Source organism: Streptomyces sp. CRN 30 (assembly GCF_034105845.1).
Window position 1 is genome coordinate 1 of record NZ_JAVRHI010000560.1, and the last position, 21,415, is coordinate 21,415.

The 21,415-nt window shown below is 71.2% G+C and carries 16 protein-coding genes and 1 pseudogene; 7 read left to right on the forward strand and 10 right to left on the reverse strand.

All coding sequences use genetic code 11. The annotated features are described in order from the left end of the window. The 5 genes and pseudogenes from UW392_RS65055 to UW392_RS65075 form a co-directional block, all read right to left on the reverse strand. Positions 1 to 1,274 (reverse strand): annotated as a pseudogene (locus UW392_RS65055) (TPM domain-containing protein); the annotation flags it as partial. 78 nt (positions 1,275 to 1,352) lie between these two features. Continuing rightward, positions 1,353 to 2,144 carry a succinate dehydrogenase/fumarate reductase iron-sulfur subunit gene (locus tag UW392_RS65060; protein ID WP_320784906.1) on the reverse strand — a complete coding sequence of 264 codons (792 nt, stop codon included), beginning with the start codon at positions 2,142 to 2,144 and terminating at the stop codon, positions 1,353 to 1,355. Next, a complete protein-coding gene (locus UW392_RS65065; RefSeq protein ID WP_320784907.1) occupies positions 2,141 to 4,081 on the reverse strand; it encodes a fumarate reductase/succinate dehydrogenase flavoprotein subunit in 1,941 nt (646 codons plus the stop codon). Before UW392_RS65065 ends, UW392_RS65060 begins: the two co-directional genes overlap by 4 nt. Positions 4,082 to 4,118: 37 nt before the next feature. After that, positions 4,119 to 4,940: a hypothetical protein gene (locus UW392_RS65070; RefSeq protein WP_320784908.1), complete on the reverse strand. Its 822-nt coding sequence runs from the start codon at positions 4,938 to 4,940 to the stop codon at positions 4,119 to 4,121. Positions 4,941 to 4,987: 47 nt separating this feature from the next. Next, entirely contained in the window at positions 4,988 to 5,275 is a 288-nt protein-coding gene (locus tag UW392_RS65075) for a hypothetical protein (RefSeq protein WP_320784909.1), read from the reverse strand. A gap of 366 nt (positions 5,276 to 5,641) precedes the next feature. Here UW392_RS65075 and UW392_RS65080 point away from each other — a divergent pair, with 366 nt between their 5' ends. From UW392_RS65080 to UW392_RS65110, 7 genes are all read left to right on the forward strand, one after another. After that, positions 5,642 to 7,882: an ABC transporter family substrate-binding protein gene (locus tag UW392_RS65080; protein ID WP_320784910.1), complete on the forward strand. Its 2,241-nt coding sequence runs from the start codon at positions 5,642 to 5,644 to the stop codon at positions 7,880 to 7,882. A 175-nt stretch (positions 7,883 to 8,057) separates the two neighbouring features. After that, on the forward strand, positions 8,058 to 9,974 hold the full coding sequence (typA, locus tag UW392_RS65085; RefSeq protein ID WP_320784911.1) for a translational GTPase TypA: 1,917 nt from the start codon (positions 8,058 to 8,060) through the stop codon (positions 9,972 to 9,974). Positions 9,975 to 10,724: 750 nt separating this feature from the next. Continuing rightward, entirely contained in the window at positions 10,725 to 12,341 is a 1,617-nt protein-coding gene (locus UW392_RS65090) for an ABC transporter substrate-binding protein (protein WP_320784912.1), read from the forward strand. A gap of 141 nt (positions 12,342 to 12,482) precedes the next feature. After that, positions 12,483 to 13,412 (forward strand): ABC transporter permease, encoded by a 930-nt coding sequence (locus tag UW392_RS65095; RefSeq protein ID WP_320784913.1) that lies wholly within the window; start codon positions 12,483 to 12,485, stop codon positions 13,410 to 13,412. Continuing rightward, complete coding sequence (locus UW392_RS65100) at positions 13,405 to 14,355, forward strand: ABC transporter permease (protein ID WP_320784914.1); 951 nt, start codon at positions 13,405 to 13,407, stop codon at positions 14,353 to 14,355. Before UW392_RS65095 ends, UW392_RS65100 begins: the two co-directional genes overlap by 8 nt. 11 nt (positions 14,356 to 14,366) lie before the next feature. Further along, complete coding sequence (locus tag UW392_RS65105) at positions 14,367 to 15,425, forward strand: ABC transporter ATP-binding protein (RefSeq protein ID WP_320784915.1); 1,059 nt, start codon at positions 14,367 to 14,369, stop codon at positions 15,423 to 15,425. After that, positions 15,418 to 16,575, forward strand: a complete 1,158-nt coding sequence (locus UW392_RS65110; RefSeq protein WP_320784916.1) for a dipeptide ABC transporter ATP-binding protein — start codon at positions 15,418 to 15,420, stop codon at positions 16,573 to 16,575. The genes UW392_RS65105 and UW392_RS65110 overlap by 8 nt, the downstream gene beginning before the upstream one ends. Before the next feature lie 122 nt (positions 16,576 to 16,697). Here the strand turns inward: UW392_RS65110 and UW392_RS65115 are convergent, their stop codons facing one another. The 5 genes from UW392_RS65115 to UW392_RS65135 form a co-directional block, all read right to left on the reverse strand. Beyond that, complete coding sequence (locus tag UW392_RS65115; protein WP_320784917.1) at positions 16,698 to 17,324, reverse strand: histidine phosphatase family protein; 627 nt, start codon at positions 17,322 to 17,324, stop codon at positions 16,698 to 16,700. 145 nt (positions 17,325 to 17,469) lie between these two features. Further along, positions 17,470 to 18,462 (reverse strand): ABC transporter ATP-binding protein, encoded by a 993-nt coding sequence (locus UW392_RS65120; RefSeq protein ID WP_320784918.1) that lies wholly within the window; start codon positions 18,460 to 18,462, stop codon positions 17,470 to 17,472. Beyond that, positions 18,459 to 19,439: an ABC transporter ATP-binding protein gene (locus UW392_RS65125; protein WP_320784919.1), complete on the reverse strand. Its 981-nt coding sequence runs from the start codon at positions 19,437 to 19,439 to the stop codon at positions 18,459 to 18,461. Before UW392_RS65125 ends, UW392_RS65120 begins: the two co-directional genes overlap by 4 nt. Further along, entirely contained in the window at positions 19,436 to 20,350 is a 915-nt protein-coding gene (locus UW392_RS65130) for an ABC transporter permease (protein WP_320784920.1), read from the reverse strand. The genes UW392_RS65125 and UW392_RS65130 overlap by 4 nt, the downstream gene beginning before the upstream one ends. Next, positions 20,347 to 21,411 carry an ABC transporter permease gene (locus UW392_RS65135; RefSeq protein WP_320784921.1) on the reverse strand — a complete coding sequence of 355 codons (1,065 nt, stop codon included), beginning with the start codon at positions 21,409 to 21,411 and terminating at the stop codon, positions 20,347 to 20,349. Before UW392_RS65135 ends, UW392_RS65130 begins: the two co-directional genes overlap by 4 nt. Positions 21,412 to 21,415: the final 4 nt, after the last annotated feature.

Consider the following 21,415-nt stretch of genomic DNA (forward strand, 5'->3'; position numbering starts at 1 on the left):
AGCAGGGCCGCGGCGCGCAGCGCGGCGCCGTCGGGCTCCCGCGGACGCCTGTGCGGCGGGAGGTCGTCGTGGCCGGTGTCGAGCACCGCCTCCACGAGGCGGCGCAGGGCGTCGAGCGGGTCGTACGGCCCCTCGGCCGCCTCCCGGCGCACCTCCGCGACGGCCGCGGTGACCGTACGGTCCGGAGCCGGGTCCGCGTTCGTATCGGCGCCCGCGTCCGCGTCCTGCGCGGAACCGGACGCCTCGGCCTCCGCCAGCGCCCCCGGCAGCCGTGCGACCGCCGCCGCCAGCTCGTCCGCCAGCCGGTCCACGGCGGTGACGAGGAGGTCCGCCTGGTGCACGGCGCCCTCCGCCGCCCGCAGGCGCAGCGCCGCCGCCTCGAGGTCGCCCCGGCCGAGGGCCTGCCGGGCCCGGTTGAGCCGGGAGGTGGCGAACACCAGCCGGTCCCTGGCCTGCTCCCCGTGGTCAGCGACCGGCAGGCTCGCGCCGGGCCCGTACTGCTCGTCGAACCCGACGAGCGCCCCCTGGGCGCCCTTCACCCGGGCGGTCACCTCGCGCAGGCGCTCCTCCGCAAGTTCCAGCGCGCCGATCGGGTCCCGCTCCAGCGCGCGCAGCTGGTCGAGCGCGGGCGCCCGCGCGTCGAGCCGGCGCCCCGCTCCCGTACACCGTTCGACGATGTCCTCCAGGGCCTGCCGGTGGTCCCTGGCGGACAGCCGGTCCGCGGCGTCGTCGAGCAGCTGCCGCAGCCGGAACGCCGCCGCCAGCTCCTCGCGCGCGGACTCCAGCGCCCGCGCGAAGGGGAGCGCCTCCTCCTCGCCGCACCCCTCGGCCACGAAGGCGAGCTCCTCGGCGCTCGTCCGTACGCTGTCGTCGGTCTCGACCAGCAGCCGCCGCCCCCGCCGGTCCACTTCGGCCGAGGGCTCGGCCGGCCCGACGGCGGCCGCGGGGGTCGTCCGTGACGTGGCGCGCCGTCTCCGCCGCACCTGCGCGTACGCGGCGGCCACGCCCGCCGTGCCCAGCGCGGTCACCGGCAGCACCAGGTCCGCGGTCACCGGTCCGTCCGCGGACCCCTCGCCGGAGGCGGCGGGGGACGCCACGGCGGACGTGCCCGCTCCGGCACGCACCTGCTCCGTACCGCCGCCCGCGTCCGCGCCGAGCGGCACCACCAGCCACAGCCAGCCCAGTGCCGCCGTCCCGCCGCACACGGCGAGCGCCACCCGCGCACGCAGGTGCCGGCCGGCGCCGGCCACTCGTCTCCGACCCAGGGACGACATCACATTCCGGAGCATAGGAACGCGCGCGCGGGCCCGCGACCGGAGCGGTCCGTGCTGCGGACGCCGCCGGCGGAGCGCTCAGCCGGCCGGGGAACGGCCCGAGGAGCGCCTGCCGATCTTGGAACCCAGCCACACCAGCGGGTCGTACTTGCGGTCCGCGGCCCGTTCCTTCAAGGGGATCAGCGCGTTGTCCGTGATCTTGATGCCCTCGGGGCAGACCTCGGTGCAGCACTTGGTGATGTTGCAGTAGCCGAGCCCGTGCTCGTCCTGCGCGGTGCGCTTGCGGTCCAGACCCGTGTCGGCCGCCGCGTCCAGGGGGTGCATGTCCAGCTCCGCCACCCGCATCAGGAAGCGGGGGCCCGCGAACGCCGGCTTGTTCTCCTCGTGGTCGCGGACGACGTGGCAGGTGTCCTGGCACAGGAAGCACTCGATGCACTTGCGGAACTCCTGCGGGCGGTCCACGTCCTCCTGCATCATCCGGTACTCACCGGGGAGCAGGTCCGCGGGCGGCACGAAGGACGGGACCCGGAGCGCCTTGTCGTAGTTGAAGCCCACGTCCGTCACCAGGTCCCGGACGACGGGGAACGCGCGCAGCGGGGTGATCGTGACCGTCTCCTCGCGGTCGAACACCGACATCCGCGTCATGCACAGCAACCGCGGACGGCCGTTGATCTCCGCGGAGCACGAACCGCACTTGCCCGCCTTGCAGTTCCAGCGGACGGCCAGGTCGGGCGCCTGGGTGGCCTGGAGACGGTGGACGATGTCCAGGACCACCTCGCCCTCGTTGACCTCGACCCGGAAGTCCTCCAGACCGCCGCCGTCCGCATCGCCCCGCCACACCCGGAAGCGGGCCTGATAACTGCTGCTCACTCGTACAGCTCCTCTTCGGTGAGGTACTTGACCAGCTCCTCCTTCTCGAAGAGGGCGAGCAGGTCGGGGCGGATGGGTTCGGTGTCCTCAGCGGTGAGGGCGATCTGGCCGCGCACCGGGTCGGTCGCCGCGAGACCGTCCGTGGGGTCGGTGAGGGAGCAGAGCAGGTTGACGCGGCGCCACTCGCGCTCCATCGACGGGTGGTCCTCGCGGGTGTGGCCGCCGCGCGACTCGGTGCGCTCCAGCGCGGCGCGCGCCACGCACTCGCTGACCAGCAGCATGTTCCGCAGGTCCAGCGCGAGGTGCCAGCCCGGGTTGAACTGGCGGTGCCCCTCCACCCCGGCCCGGCGCGCCCGCACCCGCAGCTCGGCGAGCTTCTCCAGGGCCTGGCGCATCTCGCCCTCCCGGCGGATGATCCCCACCAGGTCGTTCATGGCCTGCTGGAGCTCCTGGTGCAGGGTGTACGGGTTCTCCGGCGGGCGGCCCGGCTCCGCGCCGGCGATGTGGCCCTCGGCGGAGAAGGGGCGCAGGGCCTCCGCGGCGGCCGCGTCGATCTGTGTCGCCTCCACGGTGGGGCGCCCGGTGAGCTCCGCCGCGTACGCCGCCGCGTGCAGGCCGGCCCGCCGCCCGAAGACCAGCAGGTCGGAGAGCGAGTTGCCGCCCAGCCGGTTGGAGCCGTGCATGCCGCCCGCGACCTCACCGGCCGCGAAGAGACCGGGCACCCCGCGCGCCGCCGCCGTGTCGGAGTCGACCGCGACGCCGCCCATCACGTAGTGGCAGGTCGGCCCGACCTCCATCGCCTCCGCCGTGATGTCGACGTCGGCGAGCTCCTTGAACTGGTGGTACATGGACGGCAGCCGGCGGCGGATCACTTCGGCGGGCATCCGCGTCGACACGTCCAGGAAGACCCCGCCGTGCGGGGAGCCGCGGCCCGCCTTGACCTCGGCGTTGATGGCGCGGGCGACCTCGTCGCGGGGGAGCAGCTCGGGCGGGCGCCGGTTCCGGTCCGGGTCCTCGTACCAGCGGTCGCCCTCGTCCTCCGACTCGGCGTACTTCTCCTTGAAGACGTCGGGGACGTAGTCGAACATAAACCGCTTGCCCTCGGAGTTGCGCAGCACCCCGCCGTCCCCGCGCACCGACTCGGTGACGAGGATGCCCTTCACCGACGGCGGCCAGACCATGCCGGTCGGGTGGAACTGCACGAACTCCATGTTCAGCAGGGGTGCCCCGGCGAGCAGCGCCAGCGCGTGCCCGTCACCCGTGTACTCCCACGAGTTGGACGTCACCTTGAAGGACTTGCCGATGCCGCCGGTGGCGACCACCACGGCCGGGGCCTGCAACACGAAGAAGCGGCCGGTCTCGCGCTCGTACGCGAACACGCCCGACACCCGGCTGCCGTCCTTGAGGACGCGGGTGACCGTGCACTCCTGGAACACCTTGAGCCGGGACTCGTAGTCGCCCGTCTCGCGGTGGTCCTCCTGCTGGAGCGAGACGATCTTCTGCTGGAGGGTGCGGATCAGCTCCAGTCCGGTGCGGTCGCCGACGTGCGCGAGGCGCGGGTACTCGTGGCCGCCGAAGTTGCGCTGCGAGATCCGCCCGTCCTTCGTCCGGTCGAACAGGGCGCCCCAGGTCTCCAGTTCCCACACCCGGTCGGGGGCCTCCTGGGCGTGCAGTTCGGCCATCCGCCACTGGTTGAGGAACTTGCCGCCGCGCAGGGTGTCCCGGAAGTGCACCTGCCAGTCGTCGCCCCGGTTGACGTTGCCCATGGCGGCCGCGATGCCGCCCTCCGCCATCACCGTGTGGGCCTTGCCGAACAGCGACTTGCAGATCACGGCCGTACGGGCGCCGCGTTCGCGTGCCTCGACGGCGGCGCGCAGCCCGGCGCCACCGGCGCCCACCACGACGACGTCCCACTCCTGCCGGTCGACCACGGACATCACAGGCCCCACTCGTTGCATGTCATCGGAACACTCATCAGAAGAAGCGCGGGTCGTCGAAGACCCCGGACGCGACGAGGTAGACGTAGAGGTCGGCGAGCGCCACGCTCACCAGCGACGCCCACGCCAGCAGCATGTGCCGGGCGTTCAGCCGGCCGACGAACTGCCACATCCGGTAGCGCACGGGGTGCCGGGAGAAGTGCCTGAGCTTCCCGCCGACGATGTGCCGGCAGGAGTGGCAGGAGACCGTGTACGCCCAGATCAGCACGATGTTCACGAGGAACACGAGGGTGCCGAGGCCCATGTGGCCCCAGGCGTAGGTCTCGTCGCGGAAGGCGAGCACGGTGTCGTAGGTCAGGACGCAGGCGACCAGGAGCGCCGCGTAGAAGAAGTACCGGTGCAGGTTCTGCAGGATCAGCGGGAAGCGGGTCTCGCCGGTGTACTTCTTGTGCGGCTCGGCGACCGCGCAGGCCGGGGGCGACGCCCAGAAGCCGCGGTAGTAGGCCTTGCGGTAGTAGTAGCAGGTCAGCCGGAAGCCGAGCGGGAAGATCAGGATGAGGAGGGCGGGGGACAGGCCCCACCAGCCGCCCACGATCTCCCAGTTGGGACCCGCCCGCATGGGCGCGCAGTTCTCCGCCAGGCAGGGGGAGTAGAAGGGGGAGACGTACGGGGCGGCGTAGTAGTACTCGTTCGCGAAGGCCCGCCAGGTCGAGTACACGATGAAGGCCAGCAGCCCTGCGGCGGTGGCGGCGGGCGCCAGCCACCAGCGGTCCGTGCGCAGGTGCGGGGCGGTGATCGCGGCGCGCGTACCGGTGCGCACACCGCCGCTGTTCGTATGAGGTTCCGTACCAGTGGCCAACTTATGACTCCGGTCGGGGCGGGCGAGTGGTGTGGTGGAGCGGGTCCTCAGGGCGCGCGGCGGTCGCGGCCGCCCAGGCCCTCGTCGTCCGAGTCCGTCCACAGGGCGCTGTCGTACGGCGTGTCGGGAATGTGGACGAGATCGGGGCGCCGGGCGGGGACCAGCGTGGGAGCGGCCTCGCGGAGCAGGGCGACGCTCTCGCGCAGGTGGTCGGCGTCGGTGCGGACGCGCCGCATCTCCAGCCCGCCGCCGAACTCCTGTTCAAGGCGGCCGACGGTCCGGAACAGGTCGTCCAGGCAGCGCTGGACCGACGTCAGGTCGTCGTGAACGGACATGACTTGCCCTCACTTCCGCAGGCGCGGGTGTCCCGAGGCGGCACCGTTCATGCGCCTGCGAGTGTCGCGTGTCACACGACTCCCTGTGAAGGCGTGTGCACGGATTGATGGCTCGCGGGCCGCCGAATGCGCCGGTACGGCCGGTTTCCGCGGGTCGGAGTGCGCGGGGCGGGCGCGTGCGCCGGTGGCCCCGGAGCGTTGCGCCGCCCGGGTGACGTCAGTGCGCCCGCCGTCGTGTCTCCCGCCGCGGAAGAACCCTTTCCCCTTCAGTGGGCCCGTCCGTTCCGATCAGAACGTGATCAGAACGGGGAACCGGGGAGCCGGAGTCCTCCGCGGTGGACCCGGCGGAGCGAGGAGGCTGCTGTGATGTCCCACGACCGCGTCGGTCCGCGCGCGGTGACGCGCCCGGTGGTGTTCCTCGCCGCCGGGCTGCTCGCGCTGCCCCTGCTGACCGCGTGCGGGGAGGAGGACGAGGCCGGCAAGCCCCTCGCCGGGCCGGACACCGCCCCCGCGGCCCGGGGCCGGATCGCCGACGGGGGCACCCTGCGGTGGGCCGTCGACGCGGTCCCGGAGACCTTCAACACCTTCCAGGCGGACGCCGGCGCCGGCACGGCACGGGTCGTCCAGGCCGTCCTGCCCTCCCTGTACCGGCTGGACGCGAACGGGCGGCCGGAGCGGAACGCGGACTACCTGGAGTCCGCGAAGATCGTCGACCGCGAACCCAAGCAGGTGGTGGTCTACAAGCTGCACCAGCAGGCGGTCTGGAGCGACGGCCGGGAGATCGGCGCCGCCGACTTCGCCGCCCAGTGGCGTGCCCTGTCCGGCAAGGACTCCGCGTACTGGACGGCCCGCAACGCCGGGTACGACCGGATCGAGAAGGTCGAACGCGGCGCCAGCGACCTGGAGGTGCGGGTCACCTTCGGCAGGCCGTACGCCGACTGGAAGTCGCTGTTCTCCCCGCTGTACCCGAAGCAGGTGACCGGAACGCCGGACGCCTTCAACGACGGGGCGCGGCGGCAGCTCGGGATCACCGCCGGGCCCTTCGCGCTGCGGGGCGTCGACCGCGAGCACGGCGAGGTCACGCTCGCCCGCAGTCCGCGCTGGTGGGGACGGGCGGCCAAGCTGGAGCGGGTGGTGCTGCGCGCCGTCCCCCGCGACCAGCGGCTGAAGGCGCTCCTCGACGGCGAGCTCGACCTCGCGGAGATCGACCCCGACCAGGCCCGGCGGATCTCCCTCGCGGCCCGCGACGGCGGCCGGGCGCTGACCCAGGGGCCCGGGGCGGGACTCACCCCGGCCGGGGCGCTGCGCTCCTGGGCCGTCGCCCACGGCTCGGACGAGGAGGCCGCCGCCGAGGAGGGCACCGCCCGCGAGCAGCGCAGGACGGCCCTCGCCCGGTACGCCGCGCAGCAGTCCGCCCTGCGCGGCTTCCAGCTCCGCAGGTCCCTGGAGCCCGCCCACACCCAGCTCGCGCTCAACGGCTCCCGCGGCCCCCTCGCCGACGAACGGGTACGCCGCGCGGTGGCCCGCGCCCTGCACCGGGGAGATCTCGCGGGCCTGGTGCTGAAACCGCTCGGGCTGCCCGTCGAGCCCGTCGGCAGCCACCTCGCCCTGGCCGGCCAGGCGGCGTACGCCGACAACAGCGGCGCCCTCGGCGGCGAGGACACCAAGGAGGCGCGGGCGCTGCTCGCGGACGCCGGCTGGGTGCGGGGCGGCCCGGTCGAGGAGGAGGCCGGGGAGAAGGAGAAGGCGGAGGAGGCCGGGGCGGGTGCCGGGGGTTCCGAGGACCTGGAGGACGCCGCGGGGGCCGAGGACGAGGACGACGACGGGACGTACATCGTCGGCGAGGACGACAAGCCGGGCGTCGGCGAGGGCGGTGAACCGCGGACGGGCCGCCGCGCGGACGAGGAGGTGGCGCGGGGCCTGACCCGCAACGACAGGCAGCTCACGCGCGAGCAGGCGCAGCAGGGCGGGGCGCCGGGCGCGTACGCCCCGAAGGGCACGGCGGCGCCCGCGGGCACCCCGGACGGTCCCCTCGCCAAGGGCGGCAAGGCGCTCAGCCTGCGGTTCGTGCTGCCGTCCGGGCCCGGATCGGAGCACCTGCGGGCGGTCGGCGAGCGGATCTCCCGCATGCTGGCCCGCGTCGGCATCCGTACGCGGACCACGAAGGTGCCGGACGACAGCTACTTCAAGGACCACGTCGCGAACGGCCAGTACGACCTCGCGCTGTACTCCTGGCCCGCCTCCGCGTACCCGGCCACCGACGCCCGCCCCGTCTACGCCAAGCCGGTGCCGGCGGCCGACGGCTCCCTGAGCATCGAGCAGAACTACACCCGCATCGGTACCGACCGGATCGACCAGCTCTTCGACCAGGCCGTCACCACGCTCGACGAGGACGAGGCGGTCTCCCTGATCCGCAAGGCGGACGCCCGCATCTGGGCCGCGGCCGGCTCGATCCCCCTCTACCAGCGCCCGCAGCTGACGGCCGCCCGCGCCGGCCTCGCCAACGCCGGCGCCTTCGGGCTCCGCACGCCGGTCTACGAGGACATGGGTTTCCTCAGGAAGGCCCCGGCCCGGGCGCCGGACCCGGCTGCGGCCCGCACCCGGTAACCGGGCGCCGACCCGGCCCGGGGGCCCCGCGGACCGCCCCGCGGCGGCCCGGCGAGCCCCCGCCCCGGCGGCCACGTACCATGGGGTGAGGCCGTGGCGTGTCCAGCCCGGCAAGGGCCCGCGGGACGCAGAAGTCCGCGAGGCATTCCTCAAGCTCCGGGAGATACGCCGCACCATGGCTGCGTCCACAACGCGTCACGACATTCGCAATGTCGCCATCGTCGCCCACGTCGACCACGGCAAGACGACCATCGTCGACGGCATGCTGAAGCAGGCCGGTGCCTTCGCCGCCCACCAGCTCGACTCCGTCGACGACCGCATGATGGACTCCAACGACCTGGAGCGTGAGAAGGGCATCACGATCCTCGCCAAGAACACGGCGGTGAAGTACCACCCCAAGGACGGCGGGGAGCCCATCACGATCAACATCATCGACACCCCCGGCCACGCCGACTTCGGTGGCGAGGTCGAGCGCGGTCTGTCGATGGTCGACGGGGTCGTCCTCCTCGTCGACGCCTCCGAGGGTCCGCTGCCGCAGACCCGCTTCGTCCTGCGCAAGGCGCTGCAGCAGCGGCTGCCCGTCATCCTGTGCATCAACAAGACGGACCGTCCGGACTCGCGCATCGACGAGGTCGTGAACGAGGCCTACGACCTCTTCCTCGACCTGGACGCCGACGAGGACCAGATCGAGTTCCCGATCGTCTACGCCTGCGGCCGTGACGGCATCGCGTCCCTCACCAAGCCGGCCGACGGCACGGTCCCGACCGACTCCGACAGCCTGGAGCCGTTCTTCTCCACGATCCTGGAGCACATCCCGGCGCCCACCTACGAGGAGGACGCCCCGCTCCAGGCCCACGTGACCAACCTGGACGCCGACAACTTCCTCGGCCGCATCGCGCTGCTCCGCGTGCAGCAGGGCGAGCTGAAGAAGGGCCAGACGGTCGCGTGGATGAAGCGCGACGGGTCGGTCAGCAACGTCCGCATCACCGAGCTGCTGATGACCGAGGCGCTCACCCGCAAGCCCGCCGAGAAGGCCGGCCCCGGTGACATCTGTGCCGTCGCCGGCATCCCCGACATCATGATCGGCGAGACCCTGGCCGACCCGGAGAACCCGGTCGCGCTGCCGCTGATCACGGTCGACGAGCCCGCGATCTCCATGACCATCGGCACCAACACCTCGCCGCTGGTCGGCCGCGGCGGCACCGGCAAGGGCGCCGACGCCAAGGCGGCGGTCAAGGACCGCAAGGTCACCGCCCGCCAGGTCAAGGACCGCCTGGACCGCGAGCTGATCGGTAACGTCTCGCTGCGCGTGCTGGAGACCGAGCGTCCGGACGCCTGGGAGGTGCAGGGCCGCGGTGAGCTGGCGCTGGCCATCCTGGTCGAGCAGATGCGCCGGGAGGGCTTCGAGCTCACCATCGGCAAGCCGCAGGTCGTCACCCAGGAGATCGACGGCAAGCTGCACGAGCCGGTCGAGCGCATGACGATCGACGTGCCCGAGGAGCACATGGGCGCCGTCACGCAGCTCATGGGCGTCCGCAAAGGCCGCATGGACAACATGTCCAACCACGGCTCCGGCTGGGTCCGCATGGAGTTCGTGGTGCCGTCCCGCGGCCTCATCGGCTTCCGTACCGAGTTCCTGACCCAGACCCGCGGCACGGGCATCGCCCACTCCATCCACGAGGGCCACGAGCCCTGGTTCGGCACGCTCCAGACCCGTAACAACGGTTCCCTGGTCGCCGACCGCTCCGGCGCCGTCACCGCCTTCGCGATGACCAACCTCCAGGAGCGCGGCGTGCTGTTCACCGAGCCCGGCACCGAGGTGTACGAGGGCATGATCGTCGGCGAGAACTCGCGCTCCGACGACATGGACGTGAACATCACCAAGGAGAAGAAGCTCACCAACATGCGGTCGTCCTCGGCCGACTCCTTCGAGGCGATCGTCCCGCCGCGCAAGCTCTCCCTGGAGCAGTCCCTGGAGTTCTGCCGCGACGACGAGTGCGTCGAGGTGACCCCGGAGGCCGTGCGCATCCGCAAGGTGAACCTGGACGCCCGTGAGCGCGCCCGCGCCGCGAGCCGCGCCAAGCACGGCTGACGCGACCCTTCCGAGGGCGCCGGGCACGCCACTCCAGGCGTGCCCGGCACTGTTTCGCCGTGCAGGTCGGCGTCCGGACGTTGTCAGTGCCGGCTGGCAGGATCATCGGCATGACACCGCCGGTCGACCTGACCGCGCCGTCGGCCGGAAGGGGCCGGAGGTAGGGAAAACCCTGCACTTGGCGGGAGCGGACCGCCAGGGGTGTTGTCTCGCACTAGCCTGCTGCGGACATGGCTCGCTCTTCGAGGCGTGTGGCGTGTGGCTGGTTCTGTGCGCCCTTTGTGCCGACGCCGGCGTACAGCGTCCTGTCGTCGTCGGCCGGCGCTGCCGCAGCAGCTTCCCGTTCCGCAAGCTGACCAGGCGCTCGGTCGTCACTGTGTGAATTGCTCCGTGCACGGCATCGTGTCTCTTGTACATTCTTTTTCTTTTCACCTGTCCGCTATTCGGACAGGTACCCCCGGTAGATGTGTAACAAGTCCGTTTCGCAGGGATCTTTCACGAAGCCCTTTGTCCGGATTTTGAGCAATGTAGGCGGCGGCTGTGATCGAACCGAGACCTCAAGAATGTGGTTCGGCCATGGCGCATGGCAGATAGTTAGGCGCGTAGAGCTCGGGTCAATGGGTCACGCGCGGTGGGGAGCGCCGACTCACGAGCGCACTCGGGGTACGGGGAGCGATCGCCGTCATGCGTGTCGGTTGTCACTCGGTCTGCCCTTATTGCAGTGATCAGTGGACTCATGAGGAGGAACCCATGCGCGGTGCCAAGAGCGCCAAGTGGGTCGCGGGCGCGATAGTCGTCGCCCTGGCCGCTACCGCCTGCGGGGGCGGCGGTGACGACAGCGGTGCGAAGAAGACCGCGGGTCAGCCGGACGGTTATGTCTCGATCGACGTCGGTGAGCCGCAGAAGCCGCTGATCCCGGCAGACACCAACGAGTCGCTCGGCGCTTACGTCATCAAGGCGCTGTTCACGGGCCCGGTCTCGTACGACACCGAGGGCAACCTCGAGATGGCGAACGCCGAGTCCGTGGAGACCGAGGACTCCAAGACGTGGACCATCAAGCTCAAGGAGGGCTGGAAGTTCCACGACGGCACCCCGGTCACCGCGCAGACCTACGTGGACTCGTGGAACTGGTACGCCAACATCAAGAACAACCAGCAGAACAGCTTCTGGTTCGCGGACATCGCGGGTTACGAGGACGTGCACCCGGACTCGGGTGAGCCCAAGGGCGACACGATGTCCGGTCTGAAGGTCGTCGACGAGACCACCTTCACCGTCGAGCTCTCCGCCCCGGTCCCGTACTGGGAGTACAAGCTGGGCTACTCCACGTTCGCCCCGCTGCCGGAGGCGTTCTACGACGACCCGAAGGCGTTCGGCCAGAAGCCGGTCGGCAACGGCCCGTACAAGTTCGAGAAGTGGGACCACAAGAAGCTCATCCAGGTCGCCGCCAACGACGACTACCAGGGTGAGAACAAGGCCCAGAACAAGGGCATCCTCTTCAAGAACTACACCACCGTCGAGGCGGCGTACCAGGACCTGATGTCCGGCAACCTGGACATGATCCGCCAGGTCGGTCCGAAGGACCTGCCCAAGTACAAGCAGGACCTCGGCGACCGCGCGATCGACGCGCCGTACGCGGCCATCCAGGGCATCACGCCGGTCTTCTACAGCAAGCAGTGGAAGGACATCGACCCCAAGGTCCTGCAGGGCCTGTCGATGGCCATCGACCGCGAGACGATCACCAAGACGGTCCTCAACGGCACCCGTACCCCGGCGAAGAGCTTCACCCCGCCGCAGGTCAACGGTAACCAGGACCTGGACACGGACGTCTTCACGTACGACCCGGCGAAGGCCAAGCAGCTCATCAAGCAGGGCGGCGGCGTTCCGGAGAACAAGATCACCATCCAGTTCAACGCCGACGGCGGCCACAAGGAGTGGGTGACCGCGGTCTGCGAGTCGATCCGCAACGCCACCGGTGTGGAGTGCGTCGGTGACGCGAAGCCGGACTTCCAGACGGACCTCGAGGCCCGCGACAACGACCAGGTGAAGTCGTTCTACCGGGGCGGCTGGGTCGCCGACTACCCGCTGAACGTCAACTTCCTGCGTGAGCTGTACTGGTCGAAGGCCGAGGCGAACAACGGCCGCTTCTCCAACGCGGAGATCGACAAGCTGTTCCAGCAGGGCGACAACGCGGCCACCCTGGAGGAGTCCATCAAGGCGTACCAGGAGGCCGAGAAGGTCGTCCTGGAGCAGATGCCGTCCATCCCGCTGTGGTACTACCGGATCAACGGCGGCCACTCGGAGGCAGTCGACAACGTGAACGTCGACTTCCACGGCGACTTCGTCCTCGACGAGGTCACCGTCAAGTAACCAGGTCCTCGGGACCTACCCACTCGACCGCCTACCCGCCGGCGCGGACATCCGCGTCGGCGGGGGCACGTCCGGGACAGCCGTCCACCGCGTCAGGGGGAGGCTGTCCCGGGGCAGTATTCCCCACGCACGGAGGCAATCATGGGGCGTTATGTCGCACGGCGACTGCTCCAAATGATCCCGGTATTCCTCGGATCAACCTTCCTGATCTTCTGCATGATGTACGCCCTTCCCGGTGATCCAGTTCGGGCGCTCTACGGAGAACAGGCAATCGACCAGGCGCAGATCGCCGAGATCAAGCGTTCGCTCGGTCTCGACAAGCCATTCATGCTCCAGTACTGGGACTACCTCACGGGTCTGTTCCAGGGAGATTTCGGCACCCAGATCGCCAGTCAGCAGCCCGTCGCCGACGTGATCGCGGACGCCTTCCCGATCACCGCCCGGCTGACGATCTTCGCTTTCCTCTTCACCGTGGTCGTCGGACTCACCCTCGGCACCATCGCCGGGCTGCGCCCCGACACCCTGGTGGACAAGTCGCTGCTCGCTCTGACGCTGCTGCTGATCTCCGTCCCCTCCTTCGTGCTGGGTTACACCTTCCAGTACTTCTTCGCCTTCCAGCTAGGCTGGGTCGACCCCAACGTGAACGATTCGGAAAATTACGGTCAGCTCCTGCTGCCTGCCATCGTTCTCGGCTCGCTGTCCCTCGCGTACGTCGCCCGCCTCACGCGCACGTCCATCGCGGAGAACCTGCGCGCCGACTACGTCCGCACCGCGATCGCCAAGGGTCTGCCGCGCCGCCGCATCATCGGCGTCCACCTGATGCGCAACTCCCTGATCCCCGTCGTCACCTTCCTCGGCGCCGACCTCGGCGCCCTGATGGGCGGCGCCGTCGTCACCGAGGGCATCTTCAACGTCCGCGGCGTCGGCTACACGGTGTACGAGGCACTGACCCGCCGCGAGGGCTCGACCGTGGTGGGCATCGTGACGCTCATCGTGATCATCTACCTCGTCTGCAGCCTGCTCGTCGACCTGCTCTACGCGGTCCTGGACCCGAGGATCCGGTATGCCTGAGGCTCTTGACACCTCCGCCAAGAAACTGCCCGCAGGGGAGCCGGCCACCGTGCCGGTGCCCGTGGACGTCACGGCGGAGAAGACGCGCAGCCTCTGGTCGGACGCCTGGCACGACCTGCGCCGCAGCCCGATGTTCGTCATCTCGGCGGTGCTGATCCTGCTCCTGCTCGTCATGGCGGCCTTCCCCGGCCTCTTCACGGGCGCCTCGCCGCGCGACGCCGACCTGAGCAACCACTACCTCGGCGAGCCGAACTGGTCGCACATCTTCCGGGCGGACTGGTTCGGCTACGACGGCCAGGGCCGCTCCATCTGGGCCCGCATGGTCTACGGCGCCCGCGCCTCGATCATCGTCAGCGTCGGCGTGACCGCGCTGGTCACCCTCCTCGGCACCCTGATCGGTGTGCTCGCGGGCTACTTCGGCGGCTGGCTGGACGCGATCCTGTTCCGCCTCACCGACGTGTTCTCCGGCATCCCGTTCATGCTGGGCGCCATGGTGGTCCTCACCACCTTCGCCGAGCGGACCGTCTGGGTCGTCGTCCTGGCGCTGGCCTTCCTCGGCTGGACCACGATCGCCCGTGTCGCCCGTGGCTCGGTGATCACCATCAAGCAGGCGGACTACGTCACGGCGGCCAAGGCGCTCGGCGCCTCGACCAGCCGCATCCTGTTCCGGCACATCCTGCCGAACGCCATCGCCCCGGTGATCGTCGTCGCGACCATCGCGCTCGGCGGCTACATCGCGGCCGAGGCCACGCTGTCCTACCTCGGGATCGGTCTCGCCGAGCCGACCGTATCCTGGGGGATCGACGTCTCCGCCGGAAAGGACCAGCTGCGCAACGCGCCGCACGTCCTGATGATGCCCTCGGTCATGGTCTCCATCACGGTGCTGGCGTTCCTCATGTTCGGCGAAGCGGTGCGCAACGCCCTCGACCCGAAGCTGCGCTAGGAGGGCGTACCTTGACCATCATCGACAACACTTCGGCCGTCCCGGCGCCCGGGGCGGACGGAGACAACTCCGCCCCGCTGCTGGAAGTCCGCGACCTGCACGTCGAGTTCCACACCCGCGACGGCGTCGCCCGGGCGGTCAACGGTGTCAACTACACCGTCGACGCCGGTGAGACGCTGGCCGTCCTCGGTGAGTCCGGCTCCGGCAAGTCCGTGACCGCCCAGGCGATCATGGGCATCCTCGACATGCCGCCCGGGAGGATCCCGCAGGGCGAGATCCTCTTCCGCGGCGAGGACATGCTGCGGATGTCCGCCGAGGAGCGGCGGCAGATCCGCGGGTCGCGGATCGCCATGATCTTCCAGGACGCGCTCTCCTCGCTGAACCCGGTGCTCACCGTCGGCTACCAGCTCGGCGAGATGTTCCGTGTGCACCAGGGCCTCTCCAAGAAGGAGGCCAAGGCCAAGGCCATCGAGCTGATGGACCGGGTCAAGATCCCGGCCGCCGCCGCGCGGGTGAGCGACTACCCGCACCAGTTCTCCGGCGGTATGCGTCAGCGCATCATGATCGCCATGGCGCTGGCCCTGGAGCCGGACCTGATCATCGCGGACGAGCCGACCACGGCCCTGGACGTGACGGTGCAGGCCCAGGTCATGGACCTGCTCGCGGAACTGCAGCGCGAGTACCACATGGGCCTGATCCTCATCACCCACGACCTCGGTGTCGTCGCCGACGTCGCGGACAAGATCGCCGTCATGTACGCGGGCCGGATCGTGGAGACCGCCCCCGTGCACGAGCTGTACAAGCGGCCCGCGCACCCCTACACCCGGGGACTGCTGGACTCGATCCCGCGTCTGGACCAGAAGGGCCAGGAGCTCTACGCGATCAAGGGCCTGCCGCCCAACCTGCTGAAGGTACCGACGGGCTGCGCCTTCAACCCGCGTTGTCCCAAGGCGCAGGACATCTGCCGCACGGATGCCCCGCCGCTGTTCGACGTGACCGAGCGGGACGGCGGCGCACTGCCCGGCCGCAGGAGCGCGTGCCACTTCTGGAAGGAGCAGATCCATGGCTGAGCTCGGCAAGAAGGACGCCGCCGTGGAGAAGGCCGACGCGACCCCGAACACGACCGAGGTCGATGTCGTCGACGCGGCCACCGAGGACGCGGCCGTCGCGGCGATCGAGAAGCCGGCGGAGCGGGGCGAACCCATCCTGCAGGTGCGCAACCTGGTCAAGCACTTCCCGCTGACCCAGGGCATCCTCTTCAGGAAGCAGATCGGCGCGGTCAAGGCCGTCGACGGGGTCTCCTTCGACCTGTACCAGGGCGAGACGCTGGGCATCGTGGGCGAGTCCGGCTGCGGCAAGTCCACCGTCGCCAAGCTGCTGATGACGCTGGAGCGGGCCACCGCGGGCGAGGTCTTCTACAAGGGCCAGGACATCACCAAGCTGTCCGGGCGCGCGCTGAAGGCGGTCCGCCGGAACATCCAGATGGTGTTCCAGGACCCGTACACCTCGCTGAACCCCCGTATGACGGTGGGTGACATCATCGGCGAGCCCTTCGACATCCACCCCGAGGCGGCGCCCAAGGGTGACCGGCGCCGCAAGGTGCAGGAGCTGCTGGACGTCGTCGGCCTGAACCCGGAGTACATCAACCGGTACCCGCACCAGTTCTCCGGCGGTCAGCGCCAGCGCATCGGCATCGCCCGCGGCCTCGCGCTCAACCCGGAGATCATCGTCTGCGACGAGCCGGTGTCCGCGCTCGACGTGTCGGTGCAGGCCCAGGTCGTCAACCTGATGGGGAAGCTCCAGGACGAGTTCAACCTCTCCTACCTCTTCATCGCGCACGACCTGTCGATCGTGCGGCACATCTCCGACCGCGTCGGCGTGATGTACCTGGGCAAGATCGCCGAGATCGGCACCGACTCGGAGATCTACGACCACCCCACGCACCCGTACACGCAGGCGCTGCTGTCCGCGGTCCCGGTGCCCGACCCGGAGGCCCGGGAGGGGCGCGAGCGGATCATCCTCACCGGTGACGTCCCGTCCCCGGCCAACCCGCCGTCCGGCTGCCGCTTCCGCACCCGCTGCTGGAAGGCCACGGACAAGTGCGCCGAGGAGGTGCCGCTGCTGGCGGTCCCCGAGCGCTTCAAGGGCTCGGGTTCCCTGGCGGCCCACGAGTCGGCGTGCCACTTCGCCGAGGAGAAGGACGTCGTCCACGCGGCGTGACAGCACGGCGGTACGCTGCCGGAAACGCCGGTCCCCGGCACCTGCTCCAGGTGCCGGGGACCGGCGTTTCTCCTGTACGTGTGGCGCCGCGCGGCGGCTCCGGGCGGGCCCGTCGAGCGCCTTCAGAGGTGCGGCAGGAGGGGAACGCCCGTCCAGCGCAGCTCGGCGGGCAGATGCCGCATGTCGTTGAGGAGGAGGACCATGACCGGTCGGCCGGGCGCGTACCGGATGACCGTGAGCGCGGCGTTGCAGTGGTCGAGACCCAGCCAGCGCCACCGCGGTGCGTGCATGGCGTCCCGGACGAGCCAGGCGACCAGGAAGTTGTGGGTGACGACCAGTTCGTGACGGTCCTCCTCGCCGTCCACGGGCCCGGTGAACATGTCCAGCGCACGGTGGGCCAGCACCTCACCGTGCTCGCGTTCCTCGTCGGTGGTGTCGGCGAGGAAGCGGAGGAAGGAGTCCGCCGACTCGGCCGGCAGCTCGTCCCTCGACGGCACGTGGGGAACGTAGTCACCCGCGACTTCCGAGACGCGCAGGGGAACGCCCGGCGGCAGCTGGTCGCCGATCAGGCGTGCGGTCTCCTCCGCTCGCGGCAGCGGACCGTGGTGGACGGCGGTGAGGGGGACGTCCGCGAGGCGTCGGCCCAGCAGCGTGGCCTGCCGGCGGCCGCCCTCGGTCAGGCCGCTCTCGTCCGGCAACGCCTCGCCGTGCCGGACGAGGTACAGGTAACGAGTGGCTGAGCCGGTCATCTCTCTCCTCACGCCCATCGACGATCTCGTGCTCCGATGGACGCTCCCGCCCTCACCGCCGGTTCTCGCCGGGCGGGAAAGCACGCCCGCGCACGGGATGGCGCGGTGCTGACGGGTGCGCACCCGTCCCTTTACGGCGGAGGTGTCAGGACGCCGTCACCCCCGCCCGCGCCCAGTGACACGCGACCTGTGCCGCGCCGCTCCCGTCCAGGACCCCCGGATCCTCCGTGCGGCACTTCTCCGCCACTCCCGCCCGCTCGGCCTCGCCCCCGGCCAGGACCTGGCAGCGGGCCCGGAAACGGCAGCCCGAGGGGATGCGGGACGGGTCCGGGGGCTCACCGGCCAGCACCACGGGCTCGCCCGGCGCGTCCGGCAGCACCGACAGCAGGGCCCGGGTGTACGGGTGCCGGGGCGCCGTGAGGACCCGCTCGACCTCGCCGGTCTCCACGATCCGGCCCAGGTACATCACCGCGACCCGGTCGGCGATGTTCCACGCGAGGCCCAGGTCGTGGGTGACCACCAGAGCGGCCAGGCCCAGTTCGTCGCGCAGGCGCAGCAGCAGGGCCAGGATCTCGCCGCGCACGGAGGCGTCCAGCGAGGCCACCGGCTCGTCGGCGACGAGCAGTTCGGGCTCCAGGACGAGGGCGCCCGCGATCACCACGCGCTGGCGCTGGCCGCCGGACAGCTCGTGCGGGTAGCGCAGGAAGAACCGCTCGGGAGGCCGCAGCCCCGCCCGTGACAGGGCCCCGGCGACCGCCGCCCGCTCGTCCCCGCCGTACCCGTGGATGCGCAGCCCCTCGGCCACCGCGTCGTACACGGTGTGCCGCGGGTTCAGCGACCCGCTCGGGTCCTGGAGGACCAGTTGGGCCCGTCTGCGGTACGCCTTCAGGGCCCGCGCGGAGTACTCCAGCGGCTTCCCGGCGAAGGCGACGTGACCGGAGGCCGGCTCCACCAGCCCGAGCAGCGCGCGGGCCAGCGTCGTCTTGCCGCAGCCGGACTCGCCGACCAGCGCCACGATCTCGCCGGGCCGGACGTCCAGCTCGACGCCGTCCACGGCCCGTACCGGCGCGCCGCCGTGCCGCCCGGGGAAGGTGACGTGCAGCCCTTGGGCACTGAGCAGGGGCGGTGGTGTGGTCATCGGGCACTCCTCGCGTCCGTACTCTCCCCGGCCGCCACGTGCACGCACGCGGCCCGCCGTCCCGGTGCCGCCTCCCGCAACCCGATGTCCACCGTGTCGCAGCCGGCCACGGCCACCGGGCAGCGCGGGTGGAAGGCGCAGCCCGAGGGCACCGCGGCCGGGTCGGGCGGGTCGCCGGCCAGGCCGCGCGGGGCGAACCGGGAGGCCGGGTCGCCGATGCGCGGGAACGCGGCGGACAGGGCCGCCGCGTAGGGGTGCCGGGCCTCCTCGTGGACCGCGCGGGCGGGGCCCTCCTCGACCACCCGGCCCGCGTACATCACCGCGAGCCGGTCGCAGAGGTCGGCCAGCACCGACAGGTCGTGGCTGATCATCATCAGGCCGACGTCCTGCTCGTCGACGAGCTGTTCGATCAGCCGCAGGATCTGCGCCTGGATCATCACGTCCAGGGCCGTGGTCGGCTCGTCGGCGACGATCAGCCGTGGGTCGCAGGCGAGCGCCATGGCGATCATGACGCGCTGCCGCTGCCCGCCGGACAGCTCGTGCGGGTACGCCGCCGCGCGCGCCGCCGGAAGCCCCACGTGCTCCAGCAGCTCACCGGTCCGTCTGCGCGCCCCGGCGGCCGTCTCCCGGCGGTGCAGCAGGATCGGCTCGGCGATCTGGTCGCCCACGCGGTGCACGGGGTTGAGGGAGTGCATCGCGCCCTGGAAGACGATGGAGGCACCGGCCCAGCGGACCGCCCGCACCCGCCCCCACCGCATCGTCAGCACGTCCTCGCCGTCCAGCAGGATCTCCCCGGTCACCTTGGTCCCCGCCGGCAGCAGCCGCAGCAGCGCGAGCGCCAGCGTGGACTTGCCGCAGCCCGACTCGCCCGCGACGCCGAGCTTCTGCCCCGCCTCCAGCCGCAGGTCCACGCCCCGCACCGCGGCCGCGCCACCGGGATAGGTCACCGTCAGGTCCCGTACGTCCAGCAGGGTCACCGGGCCACCCCCAGCCTGGGATTGAGCACGGACTCCACCGCGCGTCCGCACAGGGTGAACGCCAGCGCGACCCCGGCGACGGCGACGCCCGGTGGCACCAGGTACCACCAGAGACCGGAGCTGACCGCGCCCGCCTCGCGCGCGTCCTGGAGCATGCCGCCCCAGGACACCACCGTCGGGTCGCCGACGCCGAGGAAGGCCAGCGTGGCCTCGGCGAGGATCGAGGAGGAGACCATCAGGGTGGTCTGCGCCAGTACCAGGGGCATCACGTTGGGCAGCACGTGCCGGCTCATGATGTGCCCGTGGCCGCCGCCGAGCGCCTTGGCGCGCTCGATGTACGGCCGTGACTCCACGGCGAGGGTCTGGGCCCGCACCAGCCGGGCCGTGGTCGGCCAGGTCGTGACGCCGATCGCCAGGATCACCGTGCCGAGCGAGCGCGGCAGGACGGCGGCGAGCGCGACGGCGAGCACCAGCGTCGGCATCACCAGGAACCAGTCCGTGACCCGCATGACCACCGTCGCGTACGCGCCCTTGTAGTGCCCCGCGGTGATCCCGGCCAGCGCGCCGATCACCACCGAGAGCACCGCAGCCAGCAGCCCCACCAGCAGCGAGACCCGCGAGCCCCACACCAGCAGCCCCAGCAGGTCACGGCCGTACCGGTCGGTGCCCAGCCAGAACTCCGCGCTCGGGCCCTCCATGGGTCGGCCCGGCGCGTCGGTCACGTTCGAGACGTCGGAGCCGACGGTGAGGGGTGCGGTCAGCGCGACGAGCGCGAACAGGGTGAGCGCGGCCAGCCCCACCAGACCCGCGCGGTGGGTGCGGTACTGCCGCCAGAACCGCGCCGCGGCCCGGCGGCGGCGCTGCCGGGCGAGCGCCGCCGGTGACGACGGGGGAGCGGCTTCGGTCGTCATCGGCCCACCCGGGGGTCGAGCAGCGGGTAGACCAGGTCGGCCAGCGTGTTCATGATGATCACCGCCGAGGCGAAGAAGAGGAACAGCCCCTGCACCAGGGGCAGGTCCGGCACGCTGAGGGCCTGGTAGAACAGGCCGCCCAGGCCCGGCCAGGAGAACACGGTCTCGACGAGGATGACGCCCGCCACCGTCCGGCCGAGGTTGACGAAGATCAGCGTCATGGTCGGCAGCATGGCGTTCGGGACGGCGTGCCGGCGCCGTACCAGGTCGTCCCGCAGGCCCTTGGCGCGCGCGGTCGTCAGGTAGTCGCTGCCCGTCTCGTCCAGCAGCGCCGAGCGGGTCACCAGCAGCGTCTGCCCGTACTCGACGGCGACCAGGGTGACCACCGGCAGGACGAGGTGGTGGGCGACGTCGAGGACGTGGGCGAAGCCCGTCTCGCCGCCCGACTCCATGCCGCCGGTGGGGAAGAGCCCGGGGACCGGACCCACACCGACGGAGAACACGATGATCAGCAGCAGCCCCAGCCAGAACGACGGGACGGAGTACAGGGTGAGCGCCAGGCCGGTGTTCAGCCGGTCGCCGAGCCTGCCGTGGCGCCAGGCGGAGCGGGTGCCGAGGACGATGCCGAGCGCCGTGTAGAGGACGAAGGCGGTACCGGTGAGCAGCAGCGTGTTCGGCAGCGCTTCGGCGATCCGGTCGATGACCGGGGCCCGGAACTGGTACGAGGTGCCGAGGTCCCCGGTGAGCGCCTTGCCGCAGTAGTCCGTGAACTGCTGCCACAGCGGCAGGTCGAGTCCGAACTCGCGACGGTAGGCGGCCAGTTGCTCGGCCGACACCGGCCGCCCGCCCGTCATCGTCTTCACCGGGTCGCCGGGGATCAGCCGGAAGAGGAAGAAGCCGGTGACGAGGACGGCGAACAGGGAGACGGCGGCGCCGCCCACCTTGCCGGCGCCGTAGCGCAGGTAGGCGGTCCGGCCGCGGGCGCGGGGCGCGCGGGCCGGGGGAGCGGCGGCCGGACCGGCACTCCCGCCGGGCGGAGTGATTGCCGCGTCAGTGGTCATGGTG